Below are 19,392 nucleotides of genomic sequence, written 5' to 3'. Positions count from 1 at the left end.
GTAACATGAAACGGAATTTGACAGAACTGGCGGCGTGGCTGCAAGCGACCGGACAACATATGAATGGCGTGCTCGTAACAGGCGTGTCCATCGACTCGCGGACTGTGCAGGCGGGAGATTTGTTTATCCCTTTCCGTGGGGATCAGGTGAATGGACATCGCTATGTGCAACGGGCTATTGAACAAGGTGCCGTTGCCGCTTTATGGATGACAGATGAGCCAAATCCACCAGCGGATATAGGGTTAATTTTTGTGGATGATCCTGAGCTTGCATTACAGAAGCTAGCGCGTGCTTACCGCGATACCTTGTCATGTAAAGTCATTGGAATTACAGGGTCTAACGGTAAAACGTCCACGAAGGATCTTGTCGCAAGCGTGTTGTCTCCTTACTTTAAGGTGCAAAAAACAGAAGGGAACTTCAATAACGAACTCGGTTTACCATTGACTATTTTATCCTTAGATGAAGATACAGAAATTGCTGTTCTAGAAATGGGTATGAGTGGCTTCGGGGAAATTTCATTTTTATCGACGTTGGCACAGCCGCATTTCGCTATCATTACCAACATCGGGGAAGCGCATATGCAGGATCTAGGTTCGCGCGCAGGAATAGCTAAGGCGAAGTTTGAAATCATTGATGGACTGCAACAGGGTGGCAAACTGTTTTATGACGGTGACGAGCCGTTGTTGCAGGAGCTTGTTAAACAGCAATCTGCCGTTGAAGCCCTATCTTTTGGATATGATCAAAAAGCTGCATTAGCACTGGAGAATATTGAATCTAATGATGAAGGCAGTCATTTTACCGTGAAAGGGCTATTGAATGGGTCGTTTGCAATTCCTGTATACGGGGCTCATCAGGTGAAAAACGCGCTTGCCGCTATTCTATTCGCCAATGAACTAGCTGTTGGCGCCGATGCCATTCGAATGGCTCTACGCAATGCAACGTTAACAGATATGCGTATGCAGCCGGTTGTCATGACAAATGGCGCGTTAGTGATCAATGATGCCTATAACGCCGCTCCCACGTCAATGCGCGCTGCGCTTGCATTCATTCAAGAGACGAGTTTACGCAATGATAAGTGGGTTGTTCTGGCTGATATGCTTGAACTTGGTACGGAGGAGCAGGACTACCATGAACAACTAGCAGGAGAACTACTAACGATGGATCTAACAGGGATTTTATTGTTCGGGCCACGCATGAAATGGTTGCGGGATGCGTTACAACGACAGGGTGTCAAAGCACAGTTGTTATGGTCGAAAAAGGACTATGCCCCACTAGTCGATACGCTTCGTAACTTGACGGGAGCTGATTCGATAATTTTGTTGAAGGGCTCGCGGGGAATGGCACTTGAACATGTATTGGAAGGGTTGGGTGGCAAATGAAGACAGGTGTGTTATTCATCCACGGCTTCACCGGAGGTTCTTTTGAAGTCCGACCATTTGTGAACTACCTAAATAGCAAAACAGACTGGCAGATGTCTATCCCTATCCTTCCGGGGCATGACGTCACACTAGAGCTTGGCAAAGTATCCGCTGAATCTTGGTTGATGGAAGCTGAGTTAGCGCTAAAAAAATTACAAAAGGAAGTCGACCGTGTCATTGTGGTCGGCTTTTCTATGGGTGGACTCATTGCACTATATTTGGCATTGCGTTATAAAATCGACAAGCTAGTACTATTAAGTACGGCGGCAAAATATATAAGTCCCCGCAATTTGCTGGAAGATGTGGGTGTTATGCTCGCTGAATCGGTAACGAAAAGATATCCGCCGAATACATTTTATCACTTGTATGAATACAAATTTAGGCACACGCCGCTACGTGCAATTATTGAGTTTTTACGTATCGTAAAAACAGTTGAACCATATTATGGCCGAATTACAACGCCAGTTTGTATTGTTCAAGGAAAAAAAGATGGGATTGTTCCTTTGGCATCAGCCCAGTATTTAATTAAAAAATTGGGTTCCGAAAAAAAGGAATTCATAATATCGGACCTTGGGAAGCATCATATCTGTTACAGCGATGACTGTGATAATTGGTTTGGAGAAGTGTTGGCGTTCATGAGACAAGATGAGTAGTAATAAACTGATTATTACTACTTAAGCAGAATGATTGCAGGGGACGATTTTGCATGTTACACTGTGATGAACATTGGATACATTTACACGGGACTCTTCAATTGGTGAAGAGTACTTTTTTTTGAATAAAACGGTTTGCTCATCAAAAGCGGATAATTGTCCGTTGATCGAACCGCTCGGCAAAGACCGGGCTTTCCTTTTCAACCATAACCTCTACTATAGAGAATGCAAAATATCGGAAACGTTCCCTTTAATGGCTCGAATTTGCCGCGCCTTCATTTGCAAATGTAACCAATTGTCAAATGAGAAAACAAAGGAGATTGAGAAGTTTGACGAATTTTTCAGAATTAAACATCAGTGAATCAACACAACGTGCTCTAAGTAAAATGGGGTTCGAAGAAGCAACACCAATCCAAGAAGGCACTGTCCGTTTTGGTATGGAAGGTCTTGACGTTATTGGTCAAGCACAAACAGGTACGGGGAAAACAGCTGCATTCGGTATTCCAATCATTGAAAAAATCGACACAAGAAACCCAGCGGTACAAGCACTTGTTATCGCACCAACACGCGAGTTGGCTATTCAAGTTTCTGAAGAGATTTACAAAATTGGTGCTGACAAACGTGCACGCATCCTTTCTGTTTACGGTGGTCAAGAAATCGGGCGTCAAATCCGTGCGCTACGCAACAATCCACAAATCATCGTTGGAACGCCAGGGCGTATCCTCGACCATATTAAACGTAAAACGTTGAAATTGGATGGCGTACAAACGCTAGTACTTGACGAAGCGGATGAAATGTTGAACATGGGCTTCATCGAAGACATCAACACAATTCTTGCAAGTGTTCCGGCTGAACGCCAAACACTTCTATTCTCGGCTACAATGCCTGCACCAATCCGTAAAATTGCTGAAACGTTCATGAAAAACCCGGAAATGGTTAAAATCAAATCAAAAGAAATGACTGTTGAAAACATCGAGCAGTTCTTCGTGAAATCACAAGAACGCGAGAAGTTTGACATCCTTTCACGTCTATTGAATGTTCACCAACCGGAGCTTGCGATTGTTTTCGGTCGTACAAAGCGTCGTGTAGATGAACTATCGCATGCACTAAGCATCCGCGGTTACATCGCTGAAGGTATTCATGGTGACTTGACGCAAGCGAAACGTATGTCAGTTCTTCGCCAGTTTAAAGAAGGTAAAGTAGACATCCTTGTTGCGACTGACGTTGCGGCACGTGGACTTGATATTTCAGGTGTTACACATGTTTATAACTTCGATATTCCACAAGACCCTGAAAGCTATGTTCACCGTATCGGTCGTACTGGGCGCGCAGGGAAAAGCGGAGTGGCGATCACGTTTGTTACACCACGTGAAATGGGCTACCTACGTATCGTTGAAGAAACAACTAAAAAGCGTATGACTCCTTTAACGCCACCATCCTCTGACGAAGCACTTGTAGGTCAGCAACGTCTAGCGGTTGAGCAGTTAGCGGAAATCGTTGAGAAAAACGAGTTGAGTGATTATACGCATTTAGCAGCTGAATTACTTACTAAATTCGATGCGAATGACCTAGTTGCAGCAGCACTTCGTTCATTAACACGCGAGCCGAACGATACACCTGTATCGATTTCAGAAGAGCGTCCATTACCAGCACGTGGAGGTTCACGTAGCGGCGGCGGTGGTTATAAAGGTAACCGCAGCGGCGGTCGTTCATCAGGTAACGGCGGTGGTCGCGGTTATGGTGGCGGAGCATCTCGTCGTAGTAGCGGTGGCGGCGGAAGTCGTGACGGAGCAAGAAGAGATAGCGGTCGTTCACGTAGCACAAGAACAGAACGTTAATCATTACTTTATAAAGAAAATCGGGAAGCGTGAAGACGCTCCCGATTTTTTGTTTTGATGAAAATGAAACATTTACTCTAGCTAATCGTATAGAATGTATAGAAAGAGGTGTTCATATGAGGACGCAACCAAGTAATCGGATATCGGAAAAAGGATTAAGAGTGTGGAGATTATACGGTATTATGCAAACGGCACTGCTATTGCTATTTGCGATAGGTGCTGGAGTTTTAACTTATCTATTTGAAGGACCGTGGTGGATTTACACAATTGCGATAGTCGTCGTTATATTATTTTCTTATTTATTCATTTATCTGTTCCCAAAAGTTAGATGGATGCGGTGGCGCTATGAGGTACGTGAATCAGAAATAGAATTACAACATGGACTTTTTATTGTTAAAAGGACCTTGATTCCGATGGTACGGGTGCAACATGTCGACACTGCCCAAGGTCCGATTCTTCGGAAATATAATTTGGCTGTAATCACAATTTCCACTGCGGCGACGAATCATAGTATTCCAGCGCTAGTGACGGAAGAAGCAGATGAGTTACGTGGAAGAATTTCAGTGCTCGCAAGGGTGGCGGAAGATGATGTCTAATAATCGCTATAAATTGCATTGGATCACGGCTATTATTGAAGTGCTGAAAACGTTAAAGGAAATGATTCTTCCACTAATTGTGTTATTTTTTGCAAATGGATTGAAAGATTTGGGAACGGGAAAATGGTACATAGATTATGCTTCATTTATCATTTTTGGTGTCCTTCTTATCGTATTTTTGGCTACTGGGATTATCAAATGGAAGCGATTTGAATATTGGTTCGAGGAAGATGAGTTGCGTATTGAGTATGGTTTGTTTGTTAAGAAGAAGCGTTATATTCCGTTTGACCGGATTCAAAGTCTTGATTATACAGAAGGAATTTTGCATCGTCCTTTTAAGCTTATTAAAGTAAAGGTGGAAACCGCAGGTAGTTCTTCGGCCAAAAAATCAGAGGCGGAACTAACAGCCATTACGAAAGAGGCTGCAGAAATAATTGAACTAGAAATTGCAGAGGCAAAAGTTAGAAGAAAAGCTGTTGTTGAAGAAGGCGAAGGGCTAGAGGAGTTATCTATTGAGGAAGATGCACATGTGAAGTCTATTTTCACTTTGTCGGCGAAGGACCTTATTATTTTAGCAACAACTTCGGGCGGTATTGGTGTCATTCTTTCAGGTGCAGCCATTTTTTTATCGCAGTTTTCTGATATGATTCCGTATCAATGGATGTATGAAGAAGTTTCGGTTTTTATTAAATATGGACTTGTAATAGTCGCGTTAGTCGTTTTTTTAGGCTTCGTCGTAGTATGGGGATTATCCGTAGCGATGACGTTCTTCCAGTATTACGGTTTTTCCGTCACGTTGGATGAGCAAGATATCGTCATAACACGAGGGTTATTGGAAAAGAAAAGAATGACAGTGCCGTTGAATAGAGTTCAAAGTGTACGGATTATTGAAAATCCGCTTAGGCAGTTGTTCGGCTATGCGGCAGTCGTCATTGATAGTGCTGGTGGTGGAGGAGCAGAAGGTGCGAAAATTAATCTATTCCCCTTGGTGAAAAAAGCCGCTATTTATCATTCGTTATGCGAGATATTTCCCGATTTAGTGTTAAAGGAGCCAACTCATAAACTACCTGCACGGGGGAGACGTTTTTACTATCGCATTGACTTTGTATGGATGATCCCTACCGCTGGTGCTTTAACTTACTTTTTCTTCCCATATGGTCTATTTTCCTTATTAATCATTCCTGTTATCATCCTCTTTGGGCTTTGGCAACATCGTTCTGCAGGGTATGAAATTTCAGGTAATCAACTAACGATGCGTTTTAGAGGATTTAGCTTACAAACTGCATTTTTAATGAGGAAAAGGATTCAATCGCTGGAAATGAAACAAAACTATTTTCATAAGCGTAAACAGGTAGCTACATTAGCTGCAAGCGTTAAATCAGGAGTGGGTATTTTTCGTCCGTCTATATTTCATATGGAGGAGCTGGAGGCAGAAAGAATTCTTTCGTGGTATGTAAAGAGTACGAATGACAAAGGACAGCAGGAATAGTTTCCCGCTGTCCTTCCTCTTCTTTATCTTTTTTTCCAGCTAATAATACGTTTAGGATGAAAATAGCTGAGTCCAATCAAAAATCCGACGATAAGCCCGGCAATATGGGCTGTTACGTTAATATTTGGTTGGAAAAATCCCATAATGACACCAATTGCGATAATAGGCAAAATGATCTGTCTAAGCTGGGGAAGGATATGCTTGGTGTAATAAACCAGTGCCCCAAATGCCCCGAAAATCCCAAAAATAGCTCCACTAGCACCAACGCTGACATAGCCAAGTGGTTGCAGGAAGTAAGTTGCGATATTGCCGAAAATACCTGCGAGCAGGTAAATGGTCAGGAATCGTGCTTTGCCGGCTATTCTTTCAAGTTCAGGTCCGAAAACGAATAGGGAAAACATATTGAATAGTAAATGGGTAATGCCACCGTTTTCATGTAAGAACATCGGTGTGACGAGTCGCCACCAGTCCCCTTCAGAAATCCATAGGTTGTAACCGACGCCGGCATAAAATACCTCGTCACCAATAAAAGGGATAAATGTAACTAAATGAATGATGATATTCAAAGCAAGCAACACTGTTACAACAGGGTACAGGCGGATGTATTGCGAAAAACTTTCTGTACGACTAAACATTTTTTCACCTCAATCTATGGAACCATTATACATTTTTTAACTTGATTCAGCAAAAAAACGAACAAGGTTGATTTGCGCTTCAGGCGGACGCTTTCCGCGGGCACAGCCTCAGCCGCTTCCCTCGCTACGCTCAGTCCAGGGTCTTCGGCTCGTGCTGTTCCCGCTGGAGTCGCCGCCTTACGCTCTAATCAACGATAATACTCTTACAATTATTCGTCTTTTAAATGAAATAGACAGTAATGAAATTGATTCAACAGATGAACAAATCGGAAAGGGGGAATCGCATTGATTGCAGGAATTGGTTTAGATATCGTCGAATTAGACCGTATTGCTAAATTAGACGCGCATTCAGAGAAGTTTCGTTTGCGTATTTTAACCTTAGCAGAATTACAAATTTACGAAACGCTCACCGACCATCGTCGTATAGAATTTTTAGCGGGGCGTTTTGCGGGTAAGGAGGCTTACGCGAAAGCGAATGGCACTGGAATTGGTATAGCCTGTAACTTTACGGATATTCAAATTTTACCGGAGGCCAGTGGAAAGCCGGTCCTTTATTTCAAGAAAAATAAGGTCTCTGGATTTGTTTCTATTACGCATACAAAAACGGTAGCAGCAGCACAAGTAATCTTACTCGCATAAATGTCCGTCCTTCCTCATAAGATGACCTACCCGATTGAAATGAGAAAGGATGAACTGTATGCGTAGCCGGATAGTTGCTCTGTTGTTAGTTGTAGTTATGGTACTCCTTGCGGCATGTGGAACACCATCGAAAGAGGATATTGCGAAAAAGCTCAGTGGTAAGTGGAATGATACGAAAGGGTACGAACTAAAGGCGACTATGGAGATTAAAACAGGGGCAGAACCGCGTATCTATGATGTTGTTGTCTGGTATACAAAGCCTGCTTTCTATCGTGTGAATGTTAGTCAAGCAGGCAGTGAAGATTCACAGATGATTGTGCGCAACGAAGAAGGGGTATTTGTAGTCACGCCATCACTCGGCAAAACGTACAAATTCCAAAGTGATTGGCCTGCGCAAAATAGTCAAGCGTATTTAATCGGTGCGTTGTCTGATGATATTAAGACGGATAAAAATGCGACGATGACTGAAAAAGAAAAAATGTATATCTTTGAAACAGCGACTCGCAATAATCATAAAAAAGTTTTGCCGACGCAACGAATTCATGTCGACAAAAAAACATTGCTGCCAACCTATGTATCCGTGTTGGATGAAAACAAAGAAGAAAAAATCCGCATCACTTTCCAACAGATTACGCTTGGGAAAGAACGTAAAGCTGCGGACTATGCGGTGGATTTAGATGGTACGAATATTGAAAAAGAACAAAGCCCGGAAGACGGTAAGAAAACAGGTTTCCAAACTTATTACCCAACGGTCGATTGGGAAGGTACCACGTTGGATGAAGAGCAAATGGAAACGGCGAATGGCACAAGGTCCTTCATGACAATTAGTGGAAGTAAAGAATTCATCATTGTTCAGGAACCGGCAACGTTACCTGACAAAAAAATAGCTGTCTCTATTGAAGGTGATCCTGTTGACCTTGGATTTGCGGTTGCGGCTCTAACTGACAACTCAATTCGTTGGGAAAGTAATGGTATCTCATTTTTCATAGCATCTGAAACGTTAACAAAAGATGAAATGATTGAGGTAGCTTTGTCGATGGAAGCAGAAGGTATGAAATAATTTATCTTCATTCAGCAAATTTATTTGTACTGAAAGCGAAGCATCAGCTACTGAAGACTCCCGCCTCTATAGGTGGCGAGATGAATGCAGTTTTGTTTTCCTGTTCAGCGTGTGTTCAAATGCCCGCTGAACGATAAGAGGAACGCAGGCTAAGGCGTAATTGATTGACGAAGAAAGGGTAGGGGATTGATAATAGAGAGCAACAACGTATAAATGAGGGGGCATCATGAAAAACTCTGTTCATTATCGTCCAACGCAAGTAACGATAAATCTGGAAGCTATCAAGGCGAATATCCGGAACTTGATACAGTATATAGAAAGATCGACTTCAGTGATTGCGGTTGTGAAAGCAAATGGCTATGGACATGGAGATGTGGAAGTGGCCATTGCTGCTTTTGAAGCAGGTGTTCAAATGGTTTCGGTTGCGACGCCGGATGAAGCGGTGCGGCTGCGAATGGCAGGCATCAGTGGAGATATCCTTGTTATGGGACCGTCTCCCACTAGCTTTGCTGCAAAAGCAGCTGAACTTGGCGTCATCATCACCGTTTCTGCAGCGGAGTGGTTGCAGGCGGTACTGGACTACGAAGAAAAAATGAGTAAACCGTTAAAAATTCATGTAAAAATTGATAGCGGTATGGGTAGAATTGGGCTACGGGATGCAGCGGCCCTCCAGGCGATTTTGTCGATTGTCGAGCATACTGAAGATGTGCAATTAGATGGCATCTTCACACATTTTTCCTGTGCGGACGAAGGGAATCAGGGGAGAACTGAAAAGCAGTTTGCGATGTTTAGGGAGCTGGTACAAACATTACCAGAAAAACCACGACTTGTTCATGCGTCGAACAGTGCGGCTGCCCTCCTTTATCACGATTATGGATTGGATGCAGTTCGTTTTGGGATTGGCCTTTATGGCATTGCATCCTCAGACTATGTGGCAAGAAATTTACCGTTTCCTCTTGAAAGATCCTTACAAATGGAAAGTGAGCTCGTCCATGTCAAATATGTAGAGACTGGGACTCCGATTAGTTATGGAGGTACCTATGAAACGACTGAGGGTGAGTGGATTGGTACCATTCCGATTGGTTATGCAGATGGTTTACGGCGTGGCTTGCGAGGACAGGATGTTCTCATTGGTGGAGAGCGAGCAACACTTGTCGGTACAATTTGTATGGATCAATGTATGGTGAAATTAGCACATGAAATGCCGATTGGTGAAAAAGTTACACTAATTGGTCGCCAAGGGCAAGAGGAAATTACGATGGAAGAGTGGGCGGAACGACTCGGCACCATTCCATATGAAATTGCTGTTTCGATTGCGGAACGGATTCCGAGAATATATATTGGGAAAGATGGACAGCCTATCTAATATCCGTACTTTCGACAAAAAAACAAGTAGTCTTGCAGAATCCTGTCAATAAACTTCCTTCTATGTCTTCTCATTGTCGTTATTCAATGGTAAGATGAACTTGTATTGAAATGAGGGAACGGTTTGTCGGAGGTGCTGACGTTGCGTGCAAATAAAAACATGAAAGAAATCATTGTTAAGATTCCAAAACGGATGCTGAATGAAAATGAACATACGGTCGTCCATCAGGAGCCGGGTCGTGAAGATTTCGTTTATATTTCGACAAAACGATACGTAACCGACTATGAATCGGCTACGATTAGAGAAGAAATGATGAAGGGTTACGTCGAAATGTCACAAATCAACCTGAAAATCGCCACAGAATGCTTGCATGTGGAGTTTGAAGCCCAGCATACGGTGGAACGTCTCGTAAGCGGAGGATGAAAAGTTGGCAATAAAACGTGGAGACGTCTTTTTTGCAGATCTGTCGCCTGTCGTCGGTTCTGAACAGGGAGGTACAAGACCGGTTCTTGTTATTCAAAATGATATAGGCAACCGGTTTAGTCCGACAGTCATTATTGCGGCAATTACCGCACAGATACAAAAAGCAAAATTGCCTACACATGTTGAAATTGATGCGACGCGCTATGGCTTCGAGCGGGATTCAGTTATCCTGCTCGAACAAGTTCGCACAATCGACAAGTCAAGGCTTACCGATAAGATTACGCAACTAGATGATTTTTTGATGGAACAGGTCGATGAAGCACTTGAAGTGAGCTTCGGTCTCGTCAAATTCTGAGCATACATATAAGAAAAACACCACAGGAGTGATATCTGTGGTGTTTTTTGATTGTCGAAGCATGAACATTGGACTATTTTCAATTATGTGACAGAAAGAGGTGTGCTACCTTGTATTTTTCGTTACAATGAGTATATAGATTGTTTAACTTGAGGAAATCTAACAAGGGGGCTTATAGGTATTATTATGAATAAGTATATGGTAGAAGGTATAAATCAGCATATGGATGACATTATTGAACGATGGCAAATGAGTATGGAAAAAGTGGAAGAAGAGCGCTTTTTTCAGTTTATGCCTCTACAGCTCATCGAAAAAACAAGTAGGGAATTCGTGGAACTCATGACGTCAAATATTACAGATGACGATATTGTTGACGAAATGAAGTTAAATGATTTCACTGAAAAAGTAGTGCGTTTCGGTTGGTCTATTAAATTTGTGAACAAGGCAATTGATAATTTTTCGCAGATTACTTTTAATTTATTAGAAGAAAAAGGTGTTATTACAAATAGTAATTTACGTCCCATCATGGATCTGTTTACGAATTGGATCAGACCCCTGCGTGGAAGTATTATTCAAGCTTACTCTACAGAATGGGAACGTACATTTAGTTTACAAAGAATTGCTTTGCAGGAGTTATCTGCATCGCTGATTCCGGTCTTCGATAAAATATCAGTTATGCCATTAGTCGGAACGATTGATTCAGAACGTGCCAAGCTCATTATGGAGAACTTGTTGGAGGGAGTAGTAAGGCAAAGGGCAGAAGTTGTTCTTCTTGATATTACAGGTGTCCCAGTCGTCGATACAATGGTCGCCCATCATATTATTCAAGCAGCGGATGCGGTTAGGCTCGTCGGGGCAAAATGTATACTTGTCGGAATTCGACCGGAAATTGCACAGACGATTGTGACATTAGGTATCAATTTGAATGATTTCACGACTACGAGTACATTGAGGCGTGGGATGCAGGAGGCTCTGAGGTTGACGAACCGTACAATTGTGGAGGTTGATTGCTCATGAATAAGCGAATTCCAATTTTAAAATTAAAGGACGTTTTAATTGTTTCTGTCCAATGGGAACTTGATGATCAGACGGCTATTCAGTTTCAAGAGGATCTATTGAAAAAAATGCATGAGACGACGGCGCGAGGTGTGGTGATCGATTTGACACCGATTGACTTCATCGATTCATTCATCGCCAAAGTTTTAGGGGATGTGATTAGCATGTCAGGATTGATGGGAGCCAAAGTTGTTATTACAGGGATCCAGCCGGCCGTTGCTATTACGCTCATTGAACTTGGAATTCGTTTGGAGGACGTATTGACTGCGCTCGATCTCGAAAACGGATTGGACAAACTTCAACAAGAATTGGAGGCCTGACCATGGGGGAGCGGTCTTCTGTAGAGATATACACGGAGTGGGATATTGTTGCTGCTCGACAGCTCGGGCGGAATGAAGCAAAAAAGTCAGGATTCGGAACGGTCGATCAGGCGAGGATTACAACAGCAATAAGCGAATTAGCACGTAATATTTATTTATATGCAGGAAAAGGTAAAATTGAAATTGAAAGTCTTTCCGTAGATGGCTTATCCGGCATTACAATCATCGCATCTGACGAGGGACCTGGAATTCCTGACATACGTATAGTAATGGAGGATGGGTTTACGACTTCAGGAGGACTTGGCGCGGGGATGCCAGGTGTAAGGAGGCTTATGGACGAATTCAAATTAGAGACAGAACTCGGGGTGGGCACGGTAATTACCGCGACAAAATGGCTACGGTGAAGGGATGATGATGGGTGCCTCAGGATATTGTGAAGCAATATAAAGAAATTATGCAGCAATATATCGATAGGCCAAATGAAGAGGCTCTTTATTTGGGTCAGAAATTTAGTAGGAAATTCATCGGGCAAGAAATAGCACCTGAAGAGGTCATCAGTATTCATAAAATTGCTCTGACTGAACTGTATCCGGATATACAGGATGAGCTGGTAAATTCATTTGATTATTTGATTGAAATGATGATTCACTATGGACTTGCTCTAAGAGAGCATCAAAGCTTAATCCGTAGGCAGGCAGAAATTCAGATGGAAATCAATGTTGCTGTGAAGGTGCAGGATACATTATTGAAGACGAAAATACCAGAAGTTCGAGAATTGGATATCGGCTTTGTAACAGAGCCGGCCAAAAAGATGAGTGGAGATTACATTTATTTTCTACATGATAATTACTATGAGACAAGTGTAGCGGTTGCTGATGTGATGGGGAAGGGAATTCCTGCAGCGCTTTGTATGACGATGATTAAGTTCGGGATTGACAGTTTACGTAACGAGGATACAAGTCCGCAAAATGTACTCGATATCGTCAATCGGATTGTGGAGAAAAGCGTATCTGATTCAATGTTCATCTCCATGTTTTATGGGAAGTATGATGCAAGAGATGCAAGTTTTACTTATGGTTCAGCTGGACATGAGCCAGCCCTCCTGTATAAGGCATCTACTGGGACATTTACGGAACTCGGTGCGAAGGGACTTCTGCTTGGCGTTCATGCAGATGTACTATATGAAGAAAAGTCAGTTGTGCTAGAAGAAGGTGATTTCATCGCTATGATGACGGACGGTGTAACAGAAGTACGTACGGATACTGGTTTTATAGACAGTGAAGCGATTAAATCGTTATTGTTAGAAGTGAAGGACGAGCCTGCTCAAGTGATTGCAGATACAATGTACAATAAGCTTGCAGGGGTACAGGATTTTAATTTGCGGGATGATTTTACAATTGTAATTTTCAAAAAAAAGAATAATTAAGTTTGATTTATATAAATAAGAGGGTATACATCAGTTTACTGTACATTTTTTAAAAATAGAAAACTCGGGGTGAGAATAATGGATTTGCAGGTAGAGTTATTAGAAGAGAACAGTGTTCGACGTTTTAAAATTGTTGGCGAAATTGATGCATTTACAGCTACAAAGTTAAAAGAATCCCTCGCGTCGGCTGAAAAAGTGGAGGATATGCAAGCTGAATTAGATCTATCCGAGGTGGAATATGTGGACAGTACCGGACTTGGCGTATTTGTCGGATTTTATAAAGCTGTGAAAGCTAACGGAGGGCATGTCAAAATCGTTGGTGTCAATTCTCGCCTTAGAAGGTTATTTGAAATTACAGGTTTAAGTGAAGTTATGGATATAGAAAATGAGGAAGGTAGGGACGAAGATGCAGGCGTATGACTATATTGAAATTAGAGTTCCGGCAAAAGCGCAGTATGTCGGTGTCGCTCGTCTAACGATATCAGGACTCGCAAGCCGGTTAGGTTTTACGTATGATGAAATTGAAGATTTGAAAATAGCTTCAAGTGAAGCGATTACAAATGCAGTTCAACATGCGTATAAGGTTAACGAGGAGGGGGAAGTTGTTGTTGGCTGCGCTCTTTTCGAAGATAGGTTAGAAATAATGGTTGCGGATCATGGGAAAAGTTTTAATTTTGAAGAAACGAAAAAGTCATTAGGGCCTTATAATGAACAGGAGGAAGTTCAATTTCTCCGGGAGGGCGGACTCGGTCTATACCTGATGGAAACACTTATGGATGATGTGAAAGTCCACCATAAGGAGGGCGTGACGGTCTTTATGACCAAATATCTCGGTGGAGAGCGGGGGGATGATGATGTCGGAAGAACAGTCTCCTCGTGAATCCGGGACGAAGGAACAAGTTCTACTCTGGATTAAGCAATATCAGGAAACGGAAGATCAAGAAGCCCAAACAAATCTCGTCCTGCATTATGAGCGTTTGGTGCAATCGATTGCCAGAAAATATTCCAATGGCAAGCCCTATCATGAGGATATTGCGCAAGTAGGTATGCTCGGACTCCTAGGGGCTATTCGTCGCTATGATCCGGGATTCGGTAGAAGTTTCGAAGCATTCGCCGTTCCGACAATCATTGGGGAAATTAAGCGGTTTCTTCGGGATAAAACATGGGCAGTTCATGTCCCGAGACGAATAAAAGAGCTTGGACCGAGAATTAAAGCGGCTGTTGAAGCGTTAACAAGAGAATTACAACGCTCTCCCCTTGTCGGTGAAATTGCTGAATATCTAGATGTAGATGAAGAGCTAATCCTTGAAGCAATGGAAATGGGAAGAAGTTATCAGGCACTTTCTATGGATCGAGGATTGGAAGCAGATTCCGAAGGCGGGCTGGTGACTTTGTTCGATGTCGTTGGAGAAACTGATGCAGGCTTCGAAAGGATAGATCAACGTATGTTAGTTGCGAATGCGTTAAATGTACTTTCCGAACGTGAAAAACAGATTATCCAATATACATATATTGAACAATTAAGCCAAAAAGAAGCGGGAGAACGGCTTGGGATTTCCCAAATGCATGTCTCGAGATTACAACGAAAAGCTATCAAGAAGTTACAGGATGCAATTCTAGCGGCTGGTGGTGTGTCATAGTGGAATCTATTTTAACTGAACATGTTGAAGTCTATGTTTATCAGGCGGTGAAACGGGGAAATCGGGAATGTGGTGATACGTACTTCGTGCAGGCTGAGGAGGATTATTTCATTTGCGCAATTGCGGATGGGCTAGGGAGTGGACCGATTGCTCGCCAATCAGCACAAATCATTCCGAAGGTATTGGGCGAATTTCATTCTGAAACGATTGATGAATTGCTAAGCCGTTGTAATGAGTATATGGTGCAAAAACGTGGTGCCGCTGTAGCGATTATGAAGATAGACCATAACCGGAAAACGATACAATACAGTTGTGTGGGGAATGTCCGATTATATATTCTGCACAACAGAACAAAGATGATTTATCCTTTGCCTGTTATGGGTTATCTGTCGGGTAGACCTCAAAAGTTAAAAACGCAACAATACGATTACCAGGCGGGAGATATATTTTTCCTTCATTCAGACGGGGTCACGTTAAACAGCCCGAAGGCTATCTTGAAGGACAGCTCAGGGGCCTGCGAATTGTCTCGGAATGTATTGCAATCCATTGACGATGGCGACGACGCCACCTTTATAGCAGGAAGCCTACTTCTATGAATAGGAAGTGGGCTTTTTATCTGGATTCAGATGAAAAGTCTCCGGCGGATGTCACGGATTTTTAAGGGAAGCTTAAGAAGGCAGTCTAAGTGCGCGACGTCCTGAAAGAGTGCCTTGATTTCTGCAAAGTACGCAGAAATACGGCAAATCGAACCCTTCGTAGTTCGATTCGCAATTACACCAAGGCGTAATTGATGTTAAAATGAAAGACAGTGAGGAAAGGGTGATTGTATTGATAGGAGATATTATTAAAGCGACGGCTGACAAAGCAGCTGTTAGTATCCATCAAACTGAAAAAGTGATTGCGTTACTTGATCAAGGGAACACGGTTCCGTTCATTGCTAGGTATCGAAAAGAGGAAACAGGTTCGCTCGATGAAGTTCAGATAAAAGCAATTGAAGATGCTTATAGTTATGTCAAAGGTCTTGAGCAACGAAAAGAAGAAGTGATTCGACTTATTGATGAGCAAGGTAAACTAGATGATAACTTAAGAAAATTGATTGAAGGAGCTACTGTGCTCCAGCGTATTGAAGACTTGTACCGACCGTTTAAACAGAAAAGGCGGACGCGTGCAATGATTGCAATTGAAGCTGGACTGGAACCACTGGCTAATCAGCTGTTAGAATACTCGACGGCTGTGCCGGAAGAAATGGCAGTACCTTTTGTTAATGAAGAAGCGGGTGTAAACACTGTTGAAGAGGCGCTCGCGGGTGCGCGTGATATTATTGCCGAGCGTTTTGCGGACGATGCTACCATTCGGGAGAATATCCGTAAGCTGACATGGAATAATGGTTTGATTGTATCCGTGCTACGAAAAGGTGCGGAAGATGAGCGTAATGTATTTGGCAATTACTATGAATACGAAGAGCCGCTAAAGAAAATTGTGCCACACCGTGTGCTTGCCTTGAACCGTGGTGAAAAGGAAGAAGTGTTACGAGTCGGTATATCCTTCCCAACGGTACAAATTATTGGGGGACTTGAACGTGAATTGATTCGTAAAGCGCATGTGCCGGTAGCGGCGCAAGTGAAAGAAGCGATTGAGGATGCGTTTAAACGATTGATAGCTCCTTCTATTGAAAGAGAAATTAGGACGGCGCTGACTGAAAAGGCGGAAGAACAAGCTATTCATGTGTTTTCGGAAAACTTGAAGAGTCTTTTGCTGCAGCCTCCTTTGAAAGGGAAAGTGGTGCTAGGTGTGGATCCGGCCTTCCGTTCAGGCTGTAAACTCGCGGTTGTCGATGAAACAGGAAAGCTGCTTGAAATATCAGTCGTGTACCCACATCCACCAAAACCTGAAAAAGAAAAGTCGAAGCGTATCATTTTGGAATTACTTAAAAAGTACCCAGTTTCTATTATTGCGATTGGTAACGGAACAGCTTCGCGCGAATCAGAGTTGTTCATTGTTGAGTGTATAAAAGAGGCGGCGGCAGGCGTTTCCTATGTCATTGTCAATGAAGCAGGTGCAAGTGTGTACTCAGCTTCGGCTAAGGCGCGGGAAGAGTTTCCTGATTTACAAGTTGAACAGCGAAGTGCAGTGTCAATCGCGCGGCGTTTGCAAGATCCATTGTCAGAACTGGTGAAGATTGATCCAGGTTCTGTTGGGGTTGGGCAATATCAGCATGATGTAGCTAAAAAACGCTTATCGGAATCATTAACGTTTGTTGTTGAAACGGCCGTGAACCGAGTGGGTGTAGATGTAAACACAGCTTCCTCCTCATTGCTTCAATATGTTGCGGGTTTATCGAAGGTCGTGGCAGAAAATATTGTGAAGTCTCGTGAAGAGAATGGTTTATTTACGAAGCGCAACCAATTGAAAAAAGTGCCACGTCTTGGAGCGAAAACTTATGAGCAGGCGATTGGCTTCCTTCGCGTACCTGGTGCGGCAGATCCTTTTGACTCGACTGGAATTCATCCGGAAAGTTATGCATTGGCGGAGCGAGTATTAGAAGAGGTTGGATTAGGGAAAAAGGTACTTGGTAAGCAAGAAACGGCGGAGGCATTAGCCGATCTTGATATTAAGACGCTGGCAACGAAGTTAGATGTTGGAGAAGTGACACTGAAGGATATTATTGACACCCTTCAAAGACCGAATAGAGATCCGCGTGATGATTTTCCACAGCCGTTACTAAAAGCAGACGTACTTGATATGAAGGATCTGTATCAAGGTCTTGAAATGCAAGGAACCGTTAGGAATGTTGTCGACTTCGGTGCATTCATAGATATAGGGGTAAAGGAAGATGGGCTTGTGCATATTTCGAAATTGAAAAAAGGCTATGTGAAGCACCCTTTAGATGTAGTATCGTCGGGTGATATTGTTACAGTATGGGTAGAGGGAGTAGACAAGGCAAAAGGTAGAATTTCACTAACGATGCTACCGCCCGTAAAAAAATAACTTGTCTTGGCGCTATAGCTTAGGAGGGAAATGGTCATGAAAGATACAGACTTACAGAAGTTGATAGAAGATATTTCTATCGATGTATTTGGAAAGCCATTCCTCCATCTATCTCGCTTTAATAGTAGGTTACGCACAACGGGTGGACGTTATATGTTGGTAGATCATTCGATTGAGATTAACCCCTTGGTATTTCAGAGATATGGAATGGAAGAATTAGTCGGCGTTATTAAACACGAACTATGTCATTATCATCTTCATATAGAGGGAAGGGGTTATCGCCACCGTGATGTTGATTTTAGGGAGTTGCTAAAGAAAACAGAGTCACCAAGGTTTTGTAAAGTGCTTTCTGAAATGAATAAGAAGCCTCCATTGGTGCATCTTTATAAATGTGTAGCATGTGAGTTAGAGTATCGGCGGAGAAGAAGGATGGACGTTCGGAAGTATAGATGTGGAAAATGCGCAGGGGCTATAATGGAGATGTAATTTAAAAGCCAGGCTGCTTTACCTTGATCCAGCAATGTACTGAAAGCGAAGTGTCAGCTACGGGGGGCAACCCCCTGTTGAACCAAGTAGGCAATCGGTGGATTGGTGATTAGGTCTTCCTTTTTGAAAGTTATTGAAAAGAAGTTGTAGAAAAGTGTTGACGTAGTGAATTGAACTGTCTATAATAGAAAAAGTCGGTTAGGAAATACAGCTTCAGAAACAAGATAAGATGTTCCTTACATACGATATCAATACTTTATGAGGCCCCTTGGTCAAGCGGTTAAGACACCGCCCTTTCACGGCGGTAACACGGGTTCGAATCCCGTAGGGGTCACCAATCGGTGGGGTATAGCCAAGCGGTAAGGCAACGGACTTTGACTCCGTCATTCGTTGGTTCGAATCCAGCTACCCCAGTTCAACCTTTAAGTTGTTTCTTCTTATATATAATAGAGAGCCATTAGCTCAGTTGGTAGAGCATCTGACTTTTAATCAGAGGGTCGCAGGTTCGAATCCTGCATGGCTCACCATTTTAAAAAATGTTGACAAATGAAGTGCGTAATGTATAATAAAGTTTGTCGCCAAATACATGCGGTAGTGGCGGAATGGCAGACGCGCTAGGTTGAGGGCCTAGTGGGGGTTAACCCCGTGGAGGTTCAAGTCCTCTTTACCGCACCAAATCATTTTTGCTTTAAACAGAGCGCTCGTAGCTCAATTGGATAGAGCACCTGACTACGGATCAGGAGGTTGTGGATTCGACTTCTGCCGGGCGCGCCATACTTATATGCGGGTGTAGTTTAGTGGTAAAACCTCAGCCTTCCAAGCTGATGATGAGGGTTCGATTCCCTTCACCCGCTCCATATTACTTAAATGAAATAACTCGAAGAAAATGATTTGAAAATAGTTGTTGACTTCTCTCTGCGAGAATGTTATACTAGAATAGTTGTTAAATAAAGTAACTCATGAACCTTGAAAACTGAACAGCAAAACGTCAACGAAATACAGCA

Annotated in this window: 21 protein-coding genes and 6 tRNA genes; 26 read left to right on the top strand and 1 reads right to left on the bottom strand. The window is 42.8% G+C overall.

The genetic code is table 11. The annotated features are described in order from the left end of the window. The first annotated feature begins 5 nt into the window (after positions 1-5). From murF to MKZ10_RS00115, 5 genes are all read left to right on the top strand, one after another. The gene (murF, locus tag MKZ10_RS00135; protein WP_342506710.1) at positions 6-1,379 is read left to right on the top strand and encodes a UDP-N-acetylmuramoyl-tripeptide--D-alanyl-D-alanine ligase; all 1,374 of its coding nucleotides are present in this window, start codon (positions 6-8) and stop codon (positions 1,377-1,379) included. Then, positions 1,376-2,071, top strand: coding sequence for an alpha/beta fold hydrolase (locus MKZ10_RS00130; protein WP_342506708.1), 696 nt, complete (start codon positions 1,376-1,378; stop codon positions 2,069-2,071). Before murF ends, MKZ10_RS00130 begins: the two co-directional genes overlap by 4 nt. Before the next feature lie 329 nt (positions 2,072-2,400). Continuing rightward, positions 2,401-3,909: a DEAD/DEAH box helicase gene (locus MKZ10_RS00125; protein ID WP_342506706.1), complete on the top strand. Its 1,509-nt coding sequence runs from the start codon at positions 2,401-2,403 to the stop codon at positions 3,907-3,909. Positions 3,910-4,025: 116 nt separating this feature from the next. Then, complete coding sequence (locus tag MKZ10_RS00120) at positions 4,026-4,505, top strand: PH domain-containing protein (RefSeq protein ID WP_342506703.1); 480 nt, start codon at positions 4,026-4,028, stop codon at positions 4,503-4,505. Next, entirely contained in the window at positions 4,495-5,994 is a 1,500-nt protein-coding gene (locus tag MKZ10_RS00115; protein ID WP_342506701.1) for a PH domain-containing protein, read from the top strand. The genes MKZ10_RS00120 and MKZ10_RS00115 overlap by 11 nt, the downstream gene beginning before the upstream one ends. A 23-nt stretch (positions 5,995-6,017) precedes the next feature. Here MKZ10_RS00115 and MKZ10_RS00110 read toward each other — a convergent pair whose 3' ends face one another. After that, positions 6,018-6,629, bottom strand: a complete 612-nt coding sequence (locus tag MKZ10_RS00110) for a rhomboid family intramembrane serine protease (protein ID WP_342506699.1) — start codon at positions 6,627-6,629, stop codon at positions 6,018-6,020. A 285-nt stretch (positions 6,630-6,914) separates the two neighbouring features. Between MKZ10_RS00110 and acpS the strand changes: the two genes are divergently transcribed. From acpS to MKZ10_RS00005, 21 genes are all read left to right on the top strand, one after another. Next, entirely contained in the window at positions 6,915-7,268 is a 354-nt protein-coding gene (gene acpS / locus MKZ10_RS00105; RefSeq protein WP_342506697.1) for a holo-ACP synthase, read from the top strand. 58 nt (positions 7,269-7,326) lie between these two features. After that, the gene (locus tag MKZ10_RS00100) at positions 7,327-8,328 is read left to right on the top strand and encodes an outer membrane lipoprotein carrier protein LolA (protein ID WP_342506695.1); all 1,002 of its coding nucleotides are present in this window, start codon (positions 7,327-7,329) and stop codon (positions 8,326-8,328) included. 226 nt (positions 8,329-8,554) lie between these two features. Continuing rightward, a complete protein-coding gene (alr, locus tag MKZ10_RS00095; protein WP_342506693.1) occupies positions 8,555-9,694 on the top strand; it encodes an alanine racemase in 1,140 nt (379 codons plus the stop codon). Positions 9,695-9,826: 132 nt separating this feature from the next. Then, positions 9,827-10,117 (top strand): transcriptional regulator, encoded by a 291-nt coding sequence (locus tag MKZ10_RS00090; protein WP_340739949.1) that lies wholly within the window; start codon positions 9,827-9,829, stop codon positions 10,115-10,117. A gap of 4 nt (positions 10,118-10,121) precedes the next feature. Further along, positions 10,122-10,472 carry a type II toxin-antitoxin system PemK/MazF family toxin gene (locus tag MKZ10_RS00085; protein WP_342506690.1) on the top strand — a complete coding sequence of 117 codons (351 nt, stop codon included), beginning with the start codon at positions 10,122-10,124 and terminating at the stop codon, positions 10,470-10,472. Positions 10,473-10,658: 186 nt separating this feature from the next. Further along, the gene (locus MKZ10_RS00080) at positions 10,659-11,489 is read left to right on the top strand and encodes an STAS domain-containing protein (protein ID WP_342506689.1); all 831 of its coding nucleotides are present in this window, start codon (positions 10,659-10,661) and stop codon (positions 11,487-11,489) included. Then, entirely contained in the window at positions 11,486-11,848 is a 363-nt protein-coding gene (locus tag MKZ10_RS00075; RefSeq protein WP_342506687.1) for an STAS domain-containing protein, read from the top strand. Before MKZ10_RS00080 ends, MKZ10_RS00075 begins: the two co-directional genes overlap by 4 nt. A gap of 2 nt (positions 11,849-11,850) precedes the next feature. After that, positions 11,851-12,252, top strand: coding sequence for an anti-sigma regulatory factor (locus tag MKZ10_RS00070; protein ID WP_342506685.1), 402 nt, complete (start codon positions 11,851-11,853; stop codon positions 12,250-12,252). Positions 12,253-12,266: 14 nt separating this feature from the next. Then, entirely contained in the window at positions 12,267-13,274 is a 1,008-nt protein-coding gene (locus MKZ10_RS00065; protein ID WP_342506683.1) for a PP2C family protein-serine/threonine phosphatase, read from the top strand. Between the two features lie 78 nt (positions 13,275-13,352). Continuing rightward, positions 13,353-13,694 carry an STAS domain-containing protein gene (locus tag MKZ10_RS00060; RefSeq protein ID WP_342506680.1) on the top strand — a complete coding sequence of 114 codons (342 nt, stop codon included), beginning with the start codon at positions 13,353-13,355 and terminating at the stop codon, positions 13,692-13,694. After that, on the top strand, positions 13,681-14,154 hold the full coding sequence (gene rsbW, locus MKZ10_RS00055; RefSeq protein ID WP_342510285.1) for an anti-sigma B factor RsbW: 474 nt from the start codon (positions 13,681-13,683) through the stop codon (positions 14,152-14,154). Before MKZ10_RS00060 ends, rsbW begins: the two co-directional genes overlap by 14 nt. Continuing rightward, a complete protein-coding gene (sigB, locus tag MKZ10_RS00050; protein ID WP_342510283.1) occupies positions 14,129-14,914 on the top strand; it encodes an RNA polymerase sigma factor SigB in 786 nt (261 codons plus the stop codon). The genes rsbW and sigB overlap by 26 nt, the downstream gene beginning before the upstream one ends. Further along, positions 14,914-15,510: a PP2C family serine/threonine-protein phosphatase gene (locus MKZ10_RS00045; protein ID WP_342506678.1), complete on the top strand. Its 597-nt coding sequence runs from the start codon at positions 14,914-14,916 to the stop codon at positions 15,508-15,510. The genes sigB and MKZ10_RS00045 overlap by 1 nt, the downstream gene beginning before the upstream one ends. 247 nt (positions 15,511-15,757) lie before the next feature. Next, positions 15,758-17,902: a Tex family protein gene (locus MKZ10_RS00040; RefSeq protein WP_342510281.1), complete on the top strand. Its 2,145-nt coding sequence runs from the start codon at positions 15,758-15,760 to the stop codon at positions 17,900-17,902. Positions 17,903-17,938: 36 nt separating this feature from the next. Beyond that, complete coding sequence (locus tag MKZ10_RS00035; RefSeq protein WP_342506676.1) at positions 17,939-18,388, top strand: SprT family protein; 450 nt, start codon at positions 17,939-17,941, stop codon at positions 18,386-18,388. A gap of 262 nt (positions 18,389-18,650) precedes the next feature. After that, positions 18,651-18,725: transfer RNA gene (locus tag MKZ10_RS00030), tRNA-Glu, on the top strand. 5 nt (positions 18,726-18,730) lie between these two features. Further along, a tRNA-Gln gene (locus MKZ10_RS00025) sits at positions 18,731-18,802 on the top strand. Positions 18,803-18,839: 37 nt separating this feature from the next. Further along, positions 18,840-18,915: transfer RNA gene (locus MKZ10_RS00020), tRNA-Lys, on the top strand. A 61-nt stretch (positions 18,916-18,976) separates the two neighbouring features. Beyond that, positions 18,977-19,063, top strand: a tRNA-Leu gene (locus tag MKZ10_RS00015). Between the two features lie 22 nt (positions 19,064-19,085). After that, a tRNA-Arg gene (locus MKZ10_RS00010) sits at positions 19,086-19,162 on the top strand. A 9-nt stretch (positions 19,163-19,171) separates the two neighbouring features. Then, positions 19,172-19,245: transfer RNA gene (locus tag MKZ10_RS00005), tRNA-Gly, on the top strand. The last annotated feature ends 147 nt before the right edge of the window (positions 19,246-19,392 follow it).

Origin of the sequence: Sporosarcina sp. FSL K6-2383 (assembly GCF_038618305.1) — a bacterium.
GTDB lineage: Bacteria > Bacillota > Bacilli > Bacillales_A > Planococcaceae > Sporosarcina.
The sequence above is the reverse complement of the archived record's forward strand: the minus strand, read 5'-3'. Positions and strand labels throughout refer to the sequence as shown.